This is a genomic window from Microbulbifer sp. ARAS458-1 (genome assembly GCF_045348205.1).
In the GTDB taxonomy this organism is placed as follows: Bacteria; Pseudomonadota; Gammaproteobacteria; order Pseudomonadales; family Cellvibrionaceae; genus Microbulbifer.
In genome coordinates this window covers 3,661,330-3,679,511 of record NZ_CP155838.1, presented here as the reverse complement: position 1 = coordinate 3,679,511, position 18,182 = coordinate 3,661,330, and the positions used below count along the sequence as shown (strand labels likewise).

The following is an 18,182-nucleotide window of genomic DNA, read 5'->3' as shown; positions in this document are numbered from 1 at the left end:
TTAGCCCTCACGCGGATGTCTTGCGTATCTGTGCCTGCCCATTTATTGAATGGCGGCGATCATAAGTAAAATGAGAATGTTTATCAATGTTGTTTCCTGACTGCGGCACGGGGAGCGATACGTAATGTTGAAGCACTGGGAGTGATAAAACTGCCTATATATAAGAGGCGAGGTGACGTTATTCCCGTCCCGAGATCTAGGGGTGTGATTAAATGCCAAAAGTGACTTGACTCCCCGGGGGGCGATCAATAGAATGCGCAGCCTCTTGAGCGGTTGGGGCAACCCATCGCGAGGGGCCGGTCTCTACCAGGATCCGGTCTCTGGGAAGTGTCGGTGCGGGGTGGAGCAGCCTGGTAGCTCGTCGGGCTCATAACCCGAAGGTCGTAGGTTCAAATCCTGCCCCCGCTACCAATTTCCATCTTATACTTCTGATGTGTAGATGGTTGTTAACTCCCAAGATGTTGTTGCGGGGTGGAGCAGCCTGGTAGCTCGTCGGGCTCATAACCCGAAGGTCGTAGGTTCAAATCCTGCCCCCGCTACCAATTTCCGGTACCATTGGTTCTTAGCTAGATGCCCGACTCGGGCTCGCTTTTCACCTCTGGCGGCATGGCCGGCGAAGGTCTAGGGTTCAAATCCTGCCCCCGCTACCAAATTTTGCGAAAACATTTCAGGTTGTTTTCGTGCAGTAAAAGCCCCTGTTAGGGGCTTTTTCGTATCTGCGGCAAACGTGGTTTGCCATCCGAATGGGCCGGGAGTCGGCGCCGCGGTTTCTCATTCGGACCGTGGGGTTGGCTTCGCTGCCCATTTTTTGTTCTCTGCGATCGGCGCAACCGGTTGCGCATCCGCCCCGAAGAGGGGCCACAGGTGATATGGCAAGCAAACGCGAACTGTTGGAAGAGCTCCTGGCTCCGGTGGTCGAGTCACTGGATTGTGAACTGTGGGGCATTGATTATCAGACCCATGGTCGCAATGCCCTGCTGCGGATCTACATCGACTCGGAAAGGGGCATCTCTGTGGACGACTGTGAGAAAGTCAGTCGCCAGGTGAGCGCAGTCATGGATGTGGAAGATCCTATAAGCAGCAAATACACCCTGGAGGTTTCGTCTCCGGGTATGGATCGTCCGCTGTACAAACTGGAACAGTATCAGCGCTATATCGGTGCCCAGGTAGAGCTGCGTTTGCGCATGCCACTGGATGGCCAGCGCAAGTGGCGCGGCCTGCTGGCAGGTGTGGAAGGCGATGAAATCGTTTTGCGTATCGACAGCGAAAATGAGTACCTGCTGCCCATCGACAGTATCGAGAAGGCCAATATTATCCCGCAGTTTGATAACGAAAAGTAAGCACGGCTGCAAAAGTACAGTTTCAGATTTTCCGGCCCGAAATGGGTCGATCATATTAGGGCAATGCGAAAGTAGCCGGTGGGAGTGGTGTTACAGACCCCACCAGAGCATTGATTAGTCAGCACGTAGCGTTTTTAAAGAGGCAGCTGCATGAACAAAGAAATCTTGCTGGTAGCCGAGGCGGTTTCCAACGAGAAAGGCGTTGACCGGGATATTATTTTCCAGGCAATTGAGGTGGCCCTTGCGACTGCCACCAAGAAGCGCTACGACGAAGACTCCACCATTGAGGTGATCATCGATCGCCGTACTGGTGACTATGAAACTTTCCGCAGCTGGGAAGTGGTCGACGATGACACCCTCGCCGAGTTGGGCACCCAGTTCACCCTGGAGGAAGCCCACGAGAAAGATCCCGAGCTGAAAGCCGGTGATGTTTATCGCGAACAGGTAGAAAACGTCGAGTTCGGCCGTATCGCCGCGCAGACTGCCAAACAGGTCATCGTACAGAAGGTACGTGAAGCCGAGCGCGCCAAAATCGTTGACGAATACCGCGATCGCGTGGGTGAGCTGGTGAGCGGGACCGTGAAAAAGGTCACCCGCGACTTTATTGCCGTGGATCTGGGCAACAACGCCGAAGCACGCCTGCCGCGGGACCAGCTGGTTGGCCGTGAAATTTTCCGACTCAACGACCGCGTCCGCGCCATCCTGTTGGAAATCCAACCGGAAGCACGCGGTCCGCAGTTGATGCTGAGCCGTTCCTGCCCGGAAATGCTGATCGAGCTGTTCCGCATCGAGGTGCCGGAGATCTCCGAGCAGGTGATTGAAATCAAGGGCGCAGCGCGGGATCCCGGGCTGCGCGCCAAGATTGCCGTCAACACCAACGATGGACGTATCGATCCGGTCGGTGCCTGCGTGGGTATGCGCGGTGCGCGTGTTCAGGCAGTATCCAACGAGCTGTCTGGTGAGCGTGTGGATATCGTGCTGTGGGACGACAACCCGGCCCAGTTCGTCATCAATGCGATGGCGCCAGCAGAAATTGAATCCATTGTGGTGGACGAAGACGCCGGCTCCATGGATGTCGCGGTTGCCGAAGAAAATCTGGCCATGGCCATTGGTCGAAGCGGTCAGAACGTACGTCTCGCGTCCGAGTTGACCCAGTGGCAAATCAACGTGATGAGCGTTGACGAGTGGCAGGCGAAGCAGGAAGCGGAGTCCGGCAGTATCATGGAAACCTTCATGGCACGCCTGGATATCGATGAAGACGTTGCGGGCGTTCTGGTCGAAGAAGGATTCACCACCCTTGAAGAAGTGGCCTATGTGCCGATCGAGGAGATGCTGGGTATCGAAGGCTTCGATGAGGAAATCGCCGAAGAATTACGCGCTCGCGCCAAGGATGCACTGCTGACCCAGGCGCTGGCTTCCGAGGAAGAACTGGAAGCGTCCGAGCCCCAGGAAGACCTGCTGAGCATGGAAGGTATGGATCGTCAGCTGGCGTTCCTGCTCGCCAGTCGCGGTGTCTCCTCCATGGAGGACCTGGCGGAACAGGCGGTCGACGACCTGCTTGATATCGAAGGCATGGACCAGGAACGTGCCGCTGCACTCATCATGAAAGCGCGCGAGCCCTGGTTCGCCGACGACAGTGATCAAGAGGCTTAATGCCAAGGTGCCGGGCTGTTGCCCGGCACTGCGCGTGGTGTACAGCACCCGCGCCCACCAATTGCCTGCCGTGCAGGCCAAGGGTGGAGCGGTAAAATGAACTAATACCGCTCCGCTGCAAAGTGACTTTTTAGGAGAGAGAATGGCCGAAGTAACAGTTAGCGAACTCGCCAAATCGGTTGGTGCCACCGAAGAGCGTCTGCTCAAGCAGATGCAGGAGGCGGGTTTGCCCCACACTTCAGCGGATGCAAAGGTATCTGCGGAAGAAAAGCAGGTCCTGCTCAATTTTCTGAAAAGCAGCCACGGCAGCAGTAAAGGGGAAGAGGGCGCCGCTCCTCGCAAAATCACCCTCAAGCGCAAAACCACCACGACCTTGAAAACCGGCTCTGGCACAGGCCGCAAGACCGTGAACGTGGAAGTGCGAAAGAAGCGCACTTACGTTAAGCGCGCCGAAGCGGAAGGCGAGCAGGCCGAAGCCGAAGTCGATACATCCGCACTGAAAAAGGCGGAAGAAGAGCTGGCAGCTGCAGAAAAGGCGGCCGCTGATCGCGCCCGCGCCGAGCAGGAAGCTGCCGAAGCGGAAGCTAAGGCGCGCGCCGAAGCGGAAGCCAAAGCTCAGCAGGAAGCGGAAGCGGCTGCCAAAGCAGAAGCTGAAGCCAAGGCTGCCGAAGCTGAAAAAGCGAATGCGAAAAAGACTGCTGAAGCCAAGCCTGCAGAAAAAGTCGAATCGAAGCCTGAACCCAAAGCCGAACCGAAGCCCGCCCCTGCACCTATTCGTTCCAGCTATGTCGACGATATTGAGGCGATGCGTATCGCTGCCATGGAGCGCCGCAAGAAAGAGGCGGAGCGCGAAGCCGCTGAGCTGGAAGAGAAGAAAGCCCGCGTAGAAGCCGAGCGCAAGCGTGTCGAAGATGACAAGAAAGAGCGCGCGGAAAAGGCCAAGCAGAAAGCGGCGACAGAGGATTCCGCTGTCAAACCGTCCCTGCGTCGCAAACAAGAGGCGGTTGTCGACGATCGCGATGACGATGAACCGCGCAAGAAGCGTAGCCGTCGCGGTAAGTCCGGCCCGAAAAAAACCAGCAAAACATCCCTGTACGATGCCGCGCTGGAAGCTTTCGAAACGGAAGAAGAGAAACGCAGTACCCGATCTCTGTCTCGTCCTACGCTGAAAGTGAAGAACACACACGGCTTCAAGAAGCCGACAGGAAAGCAAGTGTACGAAGTGCAACTGGGTGAGACGATCACCGTCGGCGATCTTGCCAGGCAGTTGAATATCAAAGCCGGCGAGCTGATCAAGCGCCTGATGAAAATGGGCGAGATGGTCACCATTAACCAGAGCCTGGATCGCGATACCGCCACCCTGATCGTTGAAGAGATGGGGCACAAGGTGGTTCTGCGCTCCGAGAATGAGCTGGAAGAAAAACTCGTTGCCCTGACCGCCGATATCGAAGGTGAAGAAGTTTCCCGTTCGCCAGTGGTTACCGTTATGGGCCACGTAGACCACGGTAAAACGTCTTTGCTGGACTACATTCGCGAAACCAAGGTTGCCTCCGGTGAAGCCGGTGGTATTACCCAGCACATTGGTGCCTACCGGGTAAAAACCAGCCAGGGCGAAATCGCCTTCCTCGATACCCCGGGACATGCCGCGTTTACCGCCATGCGCGCCCGCGGTGCCCAGGCGACCGATGTGGTTATCCTGGTGGTGGCAGCGGACGACGGTGTCATGCCGCAGACCGAAGAAGCCATTGCGCACTCCAAAGCCGCAGGCGTTCCCATGGTTGTTGCCATCAACAAGTGCGACAAGGAAGCCGCGGATCCCGATCGCGTCAAGAACGAGCTGGCCGCCAAAGACGTTATCCCGGAAGACTGGGGTGGTGACACGCAATTTATCGAGGTCTCTGCCCACACTGGTCAGGGTATTGACGAGCTGTTGGAAGCCGTCTCCCTGCAGTCCGAAATGCTGGAGCTGAAAGCCAAAATCGGTGTGCCGGCCAGTGGTGTTGTGATCGAAGCGCGCCTGGAAAAAGGTCGCGGTGTTGTCGCCACTCTGCTGGTACAGAGCGGTGAGTTGAAGCGCGGTGATATCGTGCTGGCCGGGCAGAGCTACGGCCGCGTACGTGCCATGACCAACGAACTGGGCAAGTCCGTGAAGGAAGCCGGCCCATCCACTCCGGTGGAATTGCTGGGTCTGGACTCGACGCCGAATGCTGGTGATGAGTTCCTCGTGGTTGCGGATGAGCGTAAGGCTCGTGAAGTGGCCGAGCAGCGCGCCGACAAAGAGCGCATCGAACGTATGCAGCGCCAGCAGGCGGCCAAGCTGGAGAACATGTTTGCGAACATGGAAGCTGGCGAGAAGAAAGTTTTGCCGGTTATCGTAAAAGCCGACGTGCGCGGTTCCCTGGAGGCTATCCAGGCCGCTCTTGCGGAGATCGGCAACGAAGAAGTTTCCGTCAACGTGGTTTCCAGTGGTGTGGGCGGTATCGCCGAAAACGATATCAACCTGGCTCTGACCTCTGGCGCCATCGTGATTGGTTTCAACACTCGCGCCGATGTGGCCGCGCGCAAGCTGGCGGAAACCGAAAGCGTAGAAATCCGTTACTACAGCGTGATCTACAACCTGTTGGACGAAGTGAAGCAGGCCCTGTCTGGCATGCTGGATCCGGAAGAGCGCGAAGAAATCGTCGGTATCGCCGAAGTGCGTGACGTATTCCGCTCTCCGAAGCTGGGTGCTATTGCTGGCTGTATGGTCACCGAGGGTACCGTCTACCGCAACAAGCCGATCCGTGTACTGCGTGACAACGTCGTGATCTACGAAGGAGAACTGGAATCCCTGCGTCGCTTCAAAGATGACGTGCAGGAAGTCCGCAACGGTATGGAGTGTGGTATCGGCGTTAAAGACTACAATGACGTCAAGCCGGGCGACCAGATCGAAGTGTTCGACATCGTTAAGGTAGCTCGCGAGCTGTAATTGACCGTCACACTGACGAAGATAGATCGTCACCCCGGCGAATATATTTCGTCATTCCGGCGAAGGCTGGGATCCAGGGGGAAATGAACCGTCGCCCCGGTACAGCCCGGGGTTCAGTTAACCACCGTGGTTTTCTGGGTTCCGGCTTGCGCCGGAACGACGTTGTTTCAGCCATTTTCATAGGTAATCAATGGCCAAAGAATTCCACCGTGCTGACCGGGTAGCCGACGCCATGCGTCGCGAACTGGCCCGTCTGATCCAGCACGAAGTGCGCGACCCGCGGGTTGGCATGGTCAATGTCAACGACGTGGAGGTAAGCCGAGACCTCACCACTGCCAAGGTGTTCGTCACCCTGGTGGGCGAGGATGATCGCAGCAAGATCGATATTTCCATGGAGGCGCTGAACAAGGCGGCAGGGTTCCTGCGCACTCAGCTCGCCAAGGAAATCCAGATCCGTACCATTCCCCGTCTACAATTCCGTTACGACGAAACCTCCGTGCGTGGTCAGCACTTGTCCGCGTTGATTGACAAGGCAGTGAAGTCGGACCAGAAAAAATCTGACGACGACTCAGATAGCAACTCGGAAGAACAGAACGACTAATGGGCCGCCGACCAAAATGGGGCCGGCAGATTGACGGTGTGCTGTTGTTGAACAAGCCCGCCGGGATTTCTGCTAACGACGCCCTGCAAAGAGCCAAACGCCTGTTCTTCGCCAACCGCGCCGGCCACACCGGTGCGCTGGACCCATTGGCGACCGGCGTGCTGCCGATCTGTTTCGGTGAAGCGACCAAATTCTCCCAGTACCTGCTGGATGCGGACAAGCGTTACCGCAGCACCTTCTGTTTTGGCATGACCACCGAGACCGGCGACGCGGATGGTGACGTGGTTGCCACCAGTGACGCCTCAGGCCTTACGGAGCAACAGGTTTCTGATGCCATGGCCGCATTCCGCGGAACCATCAGTCAGGTTCCGTCCATGTATTCTGCCCTCAAGCACAATGGCCAGCCTTTATACAAGCTGGCGCGCCAGGGCATCGAAGTGGAGCGCGAGGCGCGCCAGGTCGAGATCTTTTCCTACGAGCTGGTGAGTTTTACCCCGGGCTCCGCATCACCGGACAAGCTGCCGCGGGTGGTGGTCGAGGTGCACTGCTCCAAGGGCACTTATGTACGCAGCCTGGCGGAAGACCTCGGCAAGGCACTGGGTGTAGGCGCCTTCGTCGAGAAGTTGCACCGCATCGCCGCCGGCCCCTACCACGAAGACGACTCGGTCACCCTGGATGCGCTGACCGAAGAGCGCGGAGAAGGCCGCGCCGAAGAGCTGGATCACCACCTGCTTCCGGCGGATTCTCCCGCCTCCGGCTTACCCAAAATGATCCTTTCTGACGACACGGGTTACTATCTGCGTCAGGGTCAGCCGGTAATGGATCTGCAGGTCTATCGTTTGGGCGACGAAGGTGATATGGTGCGCCTCTTCCTGGAAAGTGGTGAATTTCTAGGCGTTGGAGAGATTACTGATGACGGACGGGTCGCCCCGCGCCGCCTGGTAAAGTAGCACTCCTTACCGTCGTCATACCGGCGCAGGCCGGTATCCAGTGGATTCCGCACCGGATCTAGTCCGGTATGACAAAAATGTCCGGAATGACGGTGGGAAGGTACTGTGAGCGGGTAACCCGCAATCGCAACTAGCTGGTCTGTAAACATGCACGGGCCAGCCGAATTTTCAAAGCATGTTACGAACGAGGTAATTCGTTATGGCACTGTCTGCAAATGAAAAAGCAGCCATCCTGAAAGAGCACGGCCAGGCTGAAGGCGACACCGGTTCCCCGGAAGTCCAGGTAGCCCTGCTGACTGCCAACATCAACAAGCTTCAGGGTCACTTTGCTTCTCACAAGCAAGACCACCACTCCCGTCGTGGTCTGATCCGTATGGTAAACCAGCGTCGTAAGCTGCTGGACTACCTGAAGCGCAAGGATCTGAACCGTTACGCTCAGCTGATCGCCAAGCTCGGCCTGCGTCGCTAAGACCCTGAGAATGCCCGCCTTCTGGCGGGCATTCTTCTATTTGGCGTACCGCAAGGTTCGCCACCGGCGGATGCGCTACGCTTATCCGCCCTACGGCACAGTGTTATTTTGTGGCTGTAGGGGGGATAAGCGCAGCGCATCCACCACTTTGTAGGGGCTGTTGGAATGGGCCAGCAGCCGTAAGGAAACAGGAAAGATACTAGTGAATCCAGTAACCAAAACATTCCAGTACGGAAAAGATCAGGTCACCATCGAGACCGGCCGTATCGCCCGCCAGGCCACTGGCGCAGCGCTGGTCACCATGGGTGAAACCGTTGTGTTGTGTACCGTAGTCGGTGCCAAGGAAGCCAAGCCGGATCAGAGCTTCTTCCCGCTGTCCGTACACTATCAAGAGAAGGCCTACGCGGCTGGCAAGATTCCCGGTGGCTTCTTCAAGCGTGAAGGCCGCCCGTCTGAGAAAGAAACTCTGACTTCCCGTCTGATCGACCGTCCGATCCGCCCGCTGTTCCCGAACGGCTTTATGAACGAAGTACAGGTAATGATCACCGTACTGTCCGCGGAAAAAGACGTAGATCCGGATATCGCCGGCATGATCGGTACCTCTGCCGCACTGTCCGTATCCGGTATTCCTTTCGCTGGCCCGATCGGTGCCGCGCGTGTGGGTTACACCGAAAAAGACGGCTACCTGCTGAACCCGGGCTACGCGGCTCTGAAAGAGTCCGAACTGGACATGGTGGTAGCCGGTACCAAAGACGCCGTTCTGATGGTGGAATCCGAAGCCGCTGAGCTGCCGGAAGACATTATGCTGGGTGCGGTACTGTTCGCCCACCAGGAAATGCAGGCGGTTGTTAAGGTCTGTGAAGAGCTGAAAGCCGAAGCGGGCAAGCCCACCTGGGACTGGCAGCCGGAGCCGGAAAACGAAGAGCTGAAATCCGCACTGGAAGCCCAGTTCGGTGAGAAAGTAGCCGAAGCCTACAAGATCACCGATAAGCAGCAGCGCACTGCACGCCTCGCGGAGCTGCGCAACGAAGCTGCTGAAGCTCTGTCGTCTGACGAGCTGGATGAAGGCACCGTCAAGAGCTACTTCGGCAAGCTGGAGAAGAAAACCGTACGCGGCGCCGTGGTGCGCGGTGAGCCCCGTATCGACGGTCGCGACACCAAAACCGTACGTCCTATCTCCGTGGAAGTGGGCGTATTGCCGAAGAGCCACGGCTCTGCGCTATTCACCCGCGGTGAAACCCAGGCACTGGTGGTTTCCACTCTGGGTGCCACCCGCGATGCACAGATCATCGATGCCCTGGAAGGCGAGCGTAAAGACTACTTTATGCTGCACTACAACTTCCCTCCCTACTCTGTAGGTGAAGCGGGTCGTGTCGGCGCGACCGGCCGTCGCGAAATCGGCCACGGCCGTCTGGCACGCCGCGGTATCGCTGCCGTTCTGCCGAATCCGGAAGAATTCCCCTACACCCTGCGTGTGGTTTCCGAAATCACCGAATCCAACGGTTCCAGCTCCATGGCTTCCGTGTGTGGTTCCAGTCTGGCACTGATGGACGCGGGTGTACCGCTGAAAGCGCCGGTTGCCGGTATCGCCATGGGCCTGGTGAAGGAAGACGAAGGCTTTGCGGTTCTGACCGACATCCTGGGTGATGAAGACCATCTGGGCGACATGGACTTCAAGGTAGCCGGTACAGCTTCTGGTGTTACTGCACTGCAGATGGACATCAAGATCGAAGGCATCACCGAAGAGATCATGGAAACGGCCCTGGAGCAGGCACTGCATGCGCGTCTGCACATCCTGGCGGAAATGAACAAGGTGATCGGCGAGTCCCGCTCGGTTGTGAACGAAAACGCCCCGCGTTACGCCACCCTGAAGATCCATCCGGACAAGATCCGCGACGTGATCGGTAAAGGCGGTGCGACCATCCGCTCCATCACCGAAGAAACTGGTGCTTCCATCGACATCGAAGACGATGGGTCCGTGAAGGTATTCGGTGAAGACGGCCAGAGCCTGGAAGCGGCAGTTACCCGCATCGAGGAAATCACCGCGGAAGCCGAGATCGGCGCTATCTACGAAGGTAAGGTTGTACGTATCGTCGACTTCGGCGCGTTCGTTAACTTCCTGCCGGGTAAAGACGGTCTGGTACACATTTCCCAGATCGCCGAAGAGCGCGTCAATGCGGTCACCGACTACCTGAGCGAAGGCCAGATGGTCAAAGTAAAGGTACTGGACGTAGACCAGCGCGGCCGCATCAAGCTGTCCATCAAGGAAGCCAAAGCCGAAGAAGCCGAGCAGGCGGATGAGGCCACTGGCGAGGAGTAATTCCTCCCGGTTTGGCACGCTTGCTTGCAAGCGACGGAAAACGGTGGCTATATGCCACCGTTTTTTCATTCGGGCCATCCTTGGCCCTCACCCTTCGGGCAGCCTTCGGCTGTGCAAAACGGCTTTCCTGCCGTTTTGTTTGAATGAACTTTATAAGCAGGGATTCCGGGGGAAGTTCAGTGGAAGTGTTATTGATTTACCTGTTGGTGGGGATGGGTGCAGGTACCATAGCCGGTCTGTTCGGAGTGGGCGGCGGTCTGATCATCGTGCCTGCTTTGGTCTTGGTATTTACCGCCCAGGGCATCGCGCCGGAAATCCTCACCCATATGGCCGTGGGGACTTCGCTTGCCACCATCATCATTACCTCAATCAGCTCGGTGCGTACCCATCATGGCAAACGTGCGGTGGACTGGAAGATCTTTATTGCCATGGCACCGGGAATTCTGCTGGGCTCCTGGGTGGGCGGTGTTACCGCCGACTGGTTGAGCGGTGCCTGGTTACAGCTGCTGATCGGACTTTTTGCTGTCGGCATCGCGCTCAAGATGTGGCTCGATGGCCTGCGTAAGGTATCGCTGCCGAGTAACGGCGAAAAGGTGCCTGGCAAAGTGGGCTTGTCGATTGCCGGCGGCTTTATCGGCTGGGTTTCCGCAATTTTCGGGATTGGTGGGGGCTCACTGACGGTGCCCTTCCTGTCCCGCTGCCATGTGGTGATGCAGCGCGCGGTGGCGACCTCGGCGGCTTGTGGTCTGCCGATCGCCATTGCCGGTGCACTCAGTTTTGCGGTACAGGGCTGGAATAATTCACAATTGCCGGAATGGAGCAGTGGTTATATCTACTGGCCTGCGTTTCTGGGGATTGTATTGGCGAGTACCTGGTTTGCCCGCTTCGGCGCCCTGCTGGCTCACAAGCTCTCGCCGCAGTTACTGAAGAACTGTTTCGCAGGGCTGCTGTTCATCATCGGTGCGCGGTTTATCTGGCTGAACTATGCGGTAGTCGCCAGCTGATTGGTTCGACTGGCAAATCAATAAAAAAGGCCGCTGCGGGAAACCGCAGCGGCCTTTTTACTTCGGGCTAAGCCGAGAATTAAACAGTCTTCGCTGGCGCCTCGGCCGGCTCAACCGCTTCGATATGATCCTCACCCTGGCCTTCCCAAGATTTGGACTTCAGGCTGATCAGCGCGATCACGGCACCGATACCAATGCTGAAGATGGCGATCTGCAGGTACAGATTTGGCAGCTCGGATACATTGTTCGGATCGAAGTTACCCGCCAGCAGGCCGGCAATGATGTTGCCGATGGAGTAGGTGAGTACGAACACACCCATCATCTGGCCGGCAAAGCGACGCGGTGACAGTTTGCTCACTGCACTCAGGGCTACAGGGCTCAGGCACAGTTCGCCTACGGTGTGCAGGAAGTAAGTGGTTACCAGCCACATCGGCGCGACTTTTAGGCCTGCCGCGGCTTGCTGGGCGGCGAAGAACATCACGATAAAGCCGGTGGCCATAATGATCAGGCCGATGGCGCACTTCATGCCATAGGATGGCGAGATCATGCGCTTGCCCAGGTTGATCCACAGGGCGGCGAAGAAAGGAGACAGAATGATGATGAACATCGGGTTCACATTCTGGAACCAGGATGCCGGAATCTCGAAGGAGCCGATCATGCGGTCGGTAAAGTCACGACCAAACAGGTTCAGGGAGGAGCCCGCCTGTTCGAACCCGGACCAGAAGCAGGCGGACGCCACACACACCAGGAACAGGGCCCACATGCGCTTCTTCTCGGCCTGGGACAGTTTGCCGCCAAAATAGATGTAGGCGTAGTAGGCGAAGAAGATGACGGTAAAGGCAATGGCCACGTACTTGGCTACGGCAACCGGGTCAAAAGCGATCACGCCGCTCATGGTCAGGGCGGTAATCACCACCACGGTACCAACGATCGCCCAGATGGTGCTCCAGGCTTTCTTTTCGCCCGCTGGTGTCATCGGGTGCTCCGGCTTCAGACTGGCATCGCCCAGGTTACCGATGGTCTTGCGGTACTGAACCAGGCCAATTGCCATACCTACAGCAGCGGCACCGAAGCCCCAGTGCCAGCCGACTTTCTCACCGAAGTAGCCACAGATCATGTAGCCCAGCACGGAGCCAATATTGATACCCATGTAATACAGGGCATAGCCACTGTCGCGACGCACATCGTCGTCGGCGTAGAGGTGGCCAACCAGTGCGCTGATATTGGGCTTGAGCAGGCCAGTACCGGTGGCAACCAGAATCAGGCCAATAAAGAAGGTGTGTTCGCTGGGAATGGCGAGCACGATATGGCCGCACATGATGATGATGCCGCCGTACCAGACGGTGCGCTGCCCGCCGAGCAGGCGGTCCGCAATCCAGCCACCGGGGAGGCCGAGAAAGTACACCGCGCCGGTGTAGAGGCCGTAGATGGCGGTAGCGGCGGCAACGGTAAAGGCCAGGCCTTCCTGCTGCAGGCTGGCGGTCATAAACAGGACCAGCAGAGCCCGCATGCCGTAGTAACTCATCCGCTCCCACATTTCGGTAAAGAACAGGGTGGAGAGCCCCTTGGGATGGCCAAAGAAGCCATCGCTGTTTTGTTGTGGCTGTGACGACATATCAGTTGTTCCGATTGTTATAGCTTTAACTTGTTATAGCTTTAGAGAGACCTTCCCGAGTGTAACAGCGGTCCCGGAAACTGGCGAATGGTTACAGGTGAAACAGGAAATGAACCTGCGAAAGGTATTCCTACGCGACAGGAATTGTGGAAAATCAGAGATTCAGAACACGTTATGGGGAGAATAACCATGAAAACCCCGGAAAATTCTGGACTGCCAGAAATCAAACGGTCACATCCTGCTAACCCCGGGCGCTTCCAGCCCAGGCGGATTGCCGCCTGCAGCGCATTCGTTGCTGTGTTGCTGGCCGGCTGTGCCTCAAATCCTGCGGATATGCTAGAACCTGTTGATGTGGGCTGGCTGCTCTCGGGGCAAGCGCTGTTTGAGCAGCCCCTGTCACAGGTTGAGTTGCCGGAAGACGATATTCTCGGTCTCTCACCGGAAATGCGCGCCTACCTCGCCCGTATAGCACCAGACGCGAGTCCCCAGCAGCGATTACGTGCGCTGCTGCAAGGCTTCGAGAATCGCGACTTCACCGTCCGCTATCAGGCGGATCAGACCTTGACCGCCGGTGAGACCTACCGTCAGCAGGTGGGCAACTGCATGGCCTTTACGGTGATGATGGTGGCCATGGCGCGGGAACTGGGGGCGGATGCCTACTTCAATCAGGTGGAAGTGCCACCCGTATGGGGGCATGAGGAGTCGCAGACCTTCGTGGTGTACCGCCATATCAATATGGTGAGCGAGAGCCCCCGGGGCCGCCGCGTGGTGGATTTCAATCTCGAGGCCTACGACCCCATCTATGACCAGCGCAAGCTGTCGGATAACGAAGCTTTTGCACAGTACTACAGCAATCGCGGCCTGGAGCTGATGCAGCAGGGGCAAATGGTCGATGCGTTTCGCTATTTGCGTAAGGCGCTGGACCTGAGGCCAGGAGACGCGGACCTGTGGGCAAACCTCGGAGCGCTATATAGTCGCAATCGAGAGTTTACTGCCGCAGAACAGAGCTACCTGCAAGCATTGCAGCTGAAAAGCAGCCATACCATTGCCATGAGTAATCTGGAGCGCTTGTATCGCAAGCAGAGTAAGTTCGACCTGGCCGATCACTATGCCGAAAAGGCCCGCTTCCACCGAGAACGCAACCCCTACTACCTGTATTATCAGGCGCGCAACGCGTATGAGCATGGCGATTATAAAAGCGCAAAGAAGCAGTTAAAGCGCGCTATGTGGCAATACGAGGATGATCACCGGTTTCATTTTTTGATGGGGTTGACCAGTTTTAAATTGGGCGAAGTGGACAACTCGAAAGAGTATTTTTCTGAGGCGTTCTCGCTGGCGGATAACCCGGGAACCCAACGTGCATACAACAGGAAACTAAATTATTTGCTAAGTAGTCACGGCAAATAAAAAAGGGGGATGCCATTGGCATCCCCCTTTTTCGTTGACTGAACGTCTACAACGTCAAGTCCACAACTTAGAACTGGTAAGAAGCACCAGCCCAGAAGTAGCGGCCCTGGAAGTCGTAGAAGCTGTTCCAGTCGCTGCCGGAGGTAGTGTGCGGATCCTTGTCGGATACGTTATCAATACCAGCGGACAGGCGAGTACCTTCGTTGATGTCCCAGCCTGCACGCAGGTTCAGGTAAGTGATGGACTTAACCGGCAGGTAGGGGCTTTCACCGTCGTCGAAGTACTGCATTTCAGCACCCAGATCCCAGTCGTTGCCGTACCAGGTTGCGCTGGCCAGGCCGCGCCATTTCACGTACAGACCACCGGTGGTACCAACGTATTCCAGGTAGTCAGACTCGGTGCCGGACTGCTCGTTGAACTCGTTGTATTCCAGCAGGCGGGAAGCCTGCGCACGCAGGCCCAGACGGCCAGCGTCGAAGTGCAGGTTTTGAACGATGTCGACGTCAACACCACGGGTGTCGATCTGACCGATGTTCATTTTCGCACCTTCCAGGGATACGATCTGGTCGCCCGCGCCGCGGGTTACGAAGGAACAAGCGCTCGCAACACTGTCACGGAAGCAATCATCCAGGATGCGTTGCAGATCTGGCGAGGTGATCGCGTCTTCGATGCTGATGTCGTAGTAGTCCAGAGTAATAGACAGGTCGTCTACGAAGCTCGGGGTCCAAACGATGCCGGCAGTGAAGGTTTCTGCTTCTTCTGGAGTCAGCTCTTCGTTACCGCCAATGTTGGTCGGTACCTGGTTGCCGGACTGAGTGAAGCCAGCGCCAACCATGCCGCAGTTTGCACCCTGGCCGTCTTTGTTCGCTTCACTGGTATCACACGGGTCGATCAGGTACTCGTAGCTCTGCGCGGAACCGCTGAACAACTCGTAGATGCCCGGAGCGCGGAAAGAAGTGGAGTAGCTGGTACGGAAACGCACGTCTTCAACCGGTGCGTAAACCAGGCCAACTTTACCAGTGCTCTGGCCACCGAAGGTGCTGAAGTCGGAGTAGCGAACCGCTACGTCAGCAGTCAGCTCTTCTGCGAAACGGGCACCCTGCAGGATTGGCAGATTGAATTCCGCGAACACCTCGGTTACGTCGTACTCGCCACCAGTGGCATCCTGCTGGTTACCGAAAGTGTCACCACTTTGGGTTTCCACAGACGGGTTGAACTCACCGGACTCTTCACGGTATTCAACACCTGCTGCAAAGCCCAGAGCACCGCCCTGGAATTCGATGGCGTTGATGTCACCGGACAGAGACGCGCCAACGTTCAACAGCTCGTAGGAGTTGTCTTCGTAGTCGTCGTAGCGGAAGTAGTCCATGATTTCCGGGCTCATGCCGCCGGCGAAATCGTAGTCCAGGCCAGCTTCACCGCTGAAGATTTCTTGCAACTTGGTTTTGTTGTAAGAGTTCAGGATGACGTTTTCGCCTTCGTTTTTGCCGTAGCTCACGAAGGTGTCCCAGCTCCAACCGTTAGAGAAGTCACCGTTCAGGCCGGTAGCCAGACGGTAAGTATCGGTGGTCTGCTCGTAAGAGCGGGTGCCGCCAGATACCGGACGAATACGGAAGTCGGAGAAACCATCAACCCAGTCGGTGCCGTGAGAGGCTTCCGGTGCTTTCGGCTCCAGTCCTTCCGGGCTGCCCTGGGCTTCCCATTCGGCTTTCGCAGCTTCATAGGCAGCCAGCTCGATCTGATAAGCGTCATCGGCTGCTTGCCATGCTTCGTCCAGCTGAGACTTGATGGCTTCTGGCAGGTGAACTTCTGGGTCCAGGTCAAAACCGTTACCCGCATACAGAGGCTGTGCAGCCAGTTGCTGGTTGCTGGTTTTGGTGGTGAAGCTCGCCTCACCCCACAGCTCTACGCTGTCGGTGATGGAGAATTTACCGGAAGCGGTAGCAGAAGTACGCTCCATTGCACCAGACAGCCACATGTGCTGGCCGATGTCGTAACCGGCGTAGTCGCCCAGAGTCACGCCATCTTCACCGATGCTGAAGCTGCCGTAGTTGGTGAAGATATTGCCGTTCGGACCCATAGAGCTGGTCAGACCGGCCCAGTCGCGATCGTTGTAAGTAATCTCGTCGCGCTGTGCGTGAGTGATGTTTGCAATGAAGCTACCGCGCTCGCCTTCGCTGCCGAAGGTGATGGACAGGTCGCCATTCTCACCGCCGCCGTCTTTGGTAGCGCCGGCGCGTGCATTGATGCGAACACCGTCGAAGGAGTCCTTCATCACCACGTTGATGACACCGGCAACGGCGTCAGCGCCGTATACGGCGGAAGCGCCATCAGTCAGTACTTCGATACGGTCGATCATATCGACCGGGATGTTGTTCATGTCTACCGCGGAGCTGACGCCGGAAGCGGAAGATACGAAACGACGGCCGTTTACCAGTACCAGAGTACGGGCAGAGCCGAGGTTGCGCAGGTCAACGAATGCCAGACCCTGGCCGCCGTTGTTGTCGTTTGCATTGATACCAGTGGTACCCATGGACGGCAGCTGGTTCAGCAGCTCGTCAATGGTGCCCACACCGGAGCGGCTGATCGCTTCGGAATCAACAATAGTGATTGGGCCGGTGGTGGACAGCGGATCCCGTGCAATACGAGAACCGGTAACGATTACTTCTTCTACAGCCGGGCCCGGCACGTTTTCCTGAGCGGAAACACCAGTGGCGGCGATAGTGCCGAGCGCTGCAATAGCGATACTCAACTTGGTCTTGATCATAAATGCATCCTTTATGTACTTAGAGGCACTTTTATTGGTTTGTTGTAATTCGAGTGCGCGCTGACTTTAAAGGATCAAATAGATTTGTGGAACTAACGTGACATAACGGGATCAAGTACAAATTATGGATTCTGATTCTTTATTGATCATGCTGTGTAATTTACAATCGTTAAGAAGTGTTTGCATCCGGTTAAATTAACTTTAGTTATTAATATTTATTAAATTTTGGTTAAATTTAGGATATCTGTAACTATCGAGTGGAGTGGCAAAGCTGGTTGTTTTTTGCTCGTCCGGAGCGGGCTGTACAAAAGTTGATCGAGTTTGGGGGTTTTCATCTTTCGGTAGAGGTAAATTTTTCCAAATTAATCTGGCGCGGTAATTAATTCTGAAAAAACGTGATTATCCAGCGGGTAACGATTAGGTTGTGCTAGAGAGTGGGTGAGCAGGTCTTGTGAAGTGATCGTCGCGAGACGCAGCTTCGCTAGAGCCTCGCGACTGACCGATTAAGCAAGGCTTTGTTTTATGCCGTCCAGGAAGAGCTGTACAGCCAGCATTACCAGTACCATGCCCATCAGGCGCTCTACCGCGATCAACCCCCGGTTACCCAGCAAACGGGCGAGTGGGGACGAGGCCAGCAGTATTACTGCGGATACCGCCCAGGCGCCAAGTAGTGCCAGCGTCCAGTCCCACAGTTGTTCCCCTTCGCTGTTTGTCATCAGCATCAGAATGGCCATGGTGGAAGGCCCGGCCACCAATGGTACAGCGAGAGGTACGAAGAAGGGTTCCCCTTCCAGTCGTTCTCCCATAATGCCGCCTTCCATCGGGAATACCATGCGAATCGCGATCAGGAAAAGAATAATCGCCCCAGCAATCCGGATGGCCTCTTGGGAAAGTCCCAACCACGCCAAAACGAACCGGCCGCCGTAGAGAAATACCAGTAACACGATCAGAGCGAAAATCAGTTCCCGCATGATCACGTAAAGCTGTCGCTTGGGTGGGACATTCTTCAGTGCGGCGAGGAATACCGGGATGTTACCCAGTGGGTCCATTACGAAGAGGAGGGTTAGGAAGGCGGTTAATGTGTCCAT

The 18,182-nt window shown here is 56.5% G+C and carries 12 protein-coding genes and 2 tRNA genes; 11 read left to right on the top strand and 3 right to left on the bottom strand.

Annotated features, from left to right (window positions below; all coding sequences use genetic code 11):
- The first annotated feature begins 334 nt into the window (after positions 1-334).
- From AAFH99_RS15430 to AAFH99_RS15385, 10 genes are all read left to right on the top strand, one after another.
- Positions 335-411: transfer RNA gene (locus AAFH99_RS15430), tRNA-Met, on the top strand.
- Between the two features lie 54 nt (positions 412-465).
- Positions 466-542 (top strand) — tRNA-Met (locus tag AAFH99_RS15425).
- Positions 543-869: 327 nt separating this feature from the next.
- A complete protein-coding gene (gene rimP, locus AAFH99_RS15420) occupies positions 870-1,340 on the top strand; it encodes a ribosome maturation factor RimP (RefSeq protein ID WP_043318976.1) in 471 nt (156 codons plus the stop codon).
- 150 nt (positions 1,341-1,490) lie between these two features.
- The gene (gene nusA, locus AAFH99_RS15415; RefSeq protein ID WP_043318974.1) at positions 1,491-2,993 is read left to right on the top strand and encodes a transcription termination factor NusA; all 1,503 of its coding nucleotides are present in this window, start codon (positions 1,491-1,493) and stop codon (positions 2,991-2,993) included.
- 142 nt (positions 2,994-3,135) lie between these two features.
- Positions 3,136-5,961 (top strand): translation initiation factor IF-2, encoded by a 2,826-nt coding sequence (gene infB, locus AAFH99_RS15410; RefSeq protein WP_406828175.1) that lies wholly within the window; start codon positions 3,136-3,138, stop codon positions 5,959-5,961.
- Between the two features lie 190 nt (positions 5,962-6,151).
- Positions 6,152-6,562 (top strand): 30S ribosome-binding factor RbfA, encoded by a 411-nt coding sequence (gene rbfA / locus AAFH99_RS15405; RefSeq protein WP_043318970.1) that lies wholly within the window; start codon positions 6,152-6,154, stop codon positions 6,560-6,562.
- On the top strand, positions 6,562-7,512 hold the full coding sequence (truB, locus tag AAFH99_RS15400; RefSeq protein WP_043318968.1) for a tRNA pseudouridine(55) synthase TruB: 951 nt from the start codon (positions 6,562-6,564) through the stop codon (positions 7,510-7,512). The genes rbfA and truB overlap by 1 nt, the downstream gene beginning before the upstream one ends.
- 199 nt (positions 7,513-7,711) lie before the next feature.
- Positions 7,712-7,981 carry a 30S ribosomal protein S15 gene (rpsO, locus tag AAFH99_RS15395; RefSeq protein WP_043318965.1) on the top strand — a complete coding sequence of 90 codons (270 nt, stop codon included), beginning with the start codon at positions 7,712-7,714 and terminating at the stop codon, positions 7,979-7,981.
- Positions 7,982-8,183: 202 nt separating this feature from the next.
- Positions 8,184-10,301: a polyribonucleotide nucleotidyltransferase gene (gene pnp, locus AAFH99_RS15390; protein ID WP_043318963.1), complete on the top strand. Its 2,118-nt coding sequence runs from the start codon at positions 8,184-8,186 to the stop codon at positions 10,299-10,301.
- Between the two features lie 179 nt (positions 10,302-10,480).
- Entirely contained in the window at positions 10,481-11,305 is an 825-nt protein-coding gene (locus AAFH99_RS15385) for a sulfite exporter TauE/SafE family protein (RefSeq protein ID WP_406828174.1), read from the top strand.
- A gap of 79 nt (positions 11,306-11,384) precedes the next feature.
- Here the strand turns inward: AAFH99_RS15385 and AAFH99_RS15380 are convergent, their stop codons facing one another.
- Positions 11,385-12,920: a peptide MFS transporter gene (locus AAFH99_RS15380; protein ID WP_406828173.1), complete on the bottom strand. Its 1,536-nt coding sequence runs from the start codon at positions 12,918-12,920 to the stop codon at positions 11,385-11,387.
- Between the two features lie 189 nt (positions 12,921-13,109).
- On the opposite strand from AAFH99_RS15380, the gene AAFH99_RS15375 reads away from it, so the two are divergent.
- Positions 13,110-14,327, top strand: a complete 1,218-nt coding sequence (locus AAFH99_RS15375; protein ID WP_406828172.1) for a tetratricopeptide repeat protein — start codon at positions 13,110-13,112, stop codon at positions 14,325-14,327.
- Positions 14,328-14,394: 67 nt separating this feature from the next.
- On the opposite strand, the gene AAFH99_RS15370 is transcribed toward AAFH99_RS15375, so the two are convergent.
- Together AAFH99_RS15370 and AAFH99_RS15365 are read right to left on the bottom strand one after the other, a co-directional pair.
- Positions 14,395-17,094, bottom strand: a complete 2,700-nt coding sequence (locus AAFH99_RS15370; RefSeq protein ID WP_406828171.1) for a TonB-dependent receptor plug domain-containing protein — start codon at positions 17,092-17,094, stop codon at positions 14,395-14,397.
- Positions 17,095-17,597: 503 nt separating this feature from the next.
- Entirely contained in the window at positions 17,598-18,182 is a 585-nt protein-coding gene (locus AAFH99_RS15365) for a MarC family protein (RefSeq protein WP_043318958.1), read from the bottom strand.

Bases quoted from the DNA above. Each gene is read 5' to 3' on its own strand.
- rpsO (WP_043318965.1), top strand. From the start codon at position 7,712: ATGGCACTGTCTGCAAATGAAAAAGCAGCCATCCTGAAAGAGCACGGC.
- truB (WP_043318968.1), top strand. From the start codon at position 6,562: ATGGGCCGCCGACCAAAATGGGGCCGGCAGATTGACGGTGTGCTGTTG.
- AAFH99_RS15365 (WP_043318958.1), bottom strand. From the start codon at position 18,182: ATGGACACATTAACCGCCTTCCTAACCCTCCTCTTCGTAATGGACCCA.
- rimP (WP_043318976.1), top strand. From the start codon at position 870: ATGGCAAGCAAACGCGAACTGTTGGAAGAGCTCCTGGCTCCGGTGGTC.
- AAFH99_RS15375 (WP_406828172.1), top strand. From the start codon at position 13,110: ATGAAAACCCCGGAAAATTCTGGACTGCCAGAAATCAAACGGTCACAT.
- nusA (WP_043318974.1), top strand. From the start codon at position 1,491: ATGAACAAAGAAATCTTGCTGGTAGCCGAGGCGGTTTCCAACGAGAAA.
- AAFH99_RS15370 (WP_406828171.1), bottom strand. From the start codon at position 17,094: ATGATCAAGACCAAGTTGAGTATCGCTATTGCAGCGCTCGGCACTATC.
- AAFH99_RS15380 (WP_406828173.1), bottom strand. From the start codon at position 12,920: ATGTCGTCACAGCCACAACAAAACAGCGATGGCTTCTTTGGCCATCCC.
- infB (WP_406828175.1), top strand. From the start codon at position 3,136: ATGGCCGAAGTAACAGTTAGCGAACTCGCCAAATCGGTTGGTGCCACC.
- rbfA (WP_043318970.1), top strand. From the start codon at position 6,152: ATGGCCAAAGAATTCCACCGTGCTGACCGGGTAGCCGACGCCATGCGT.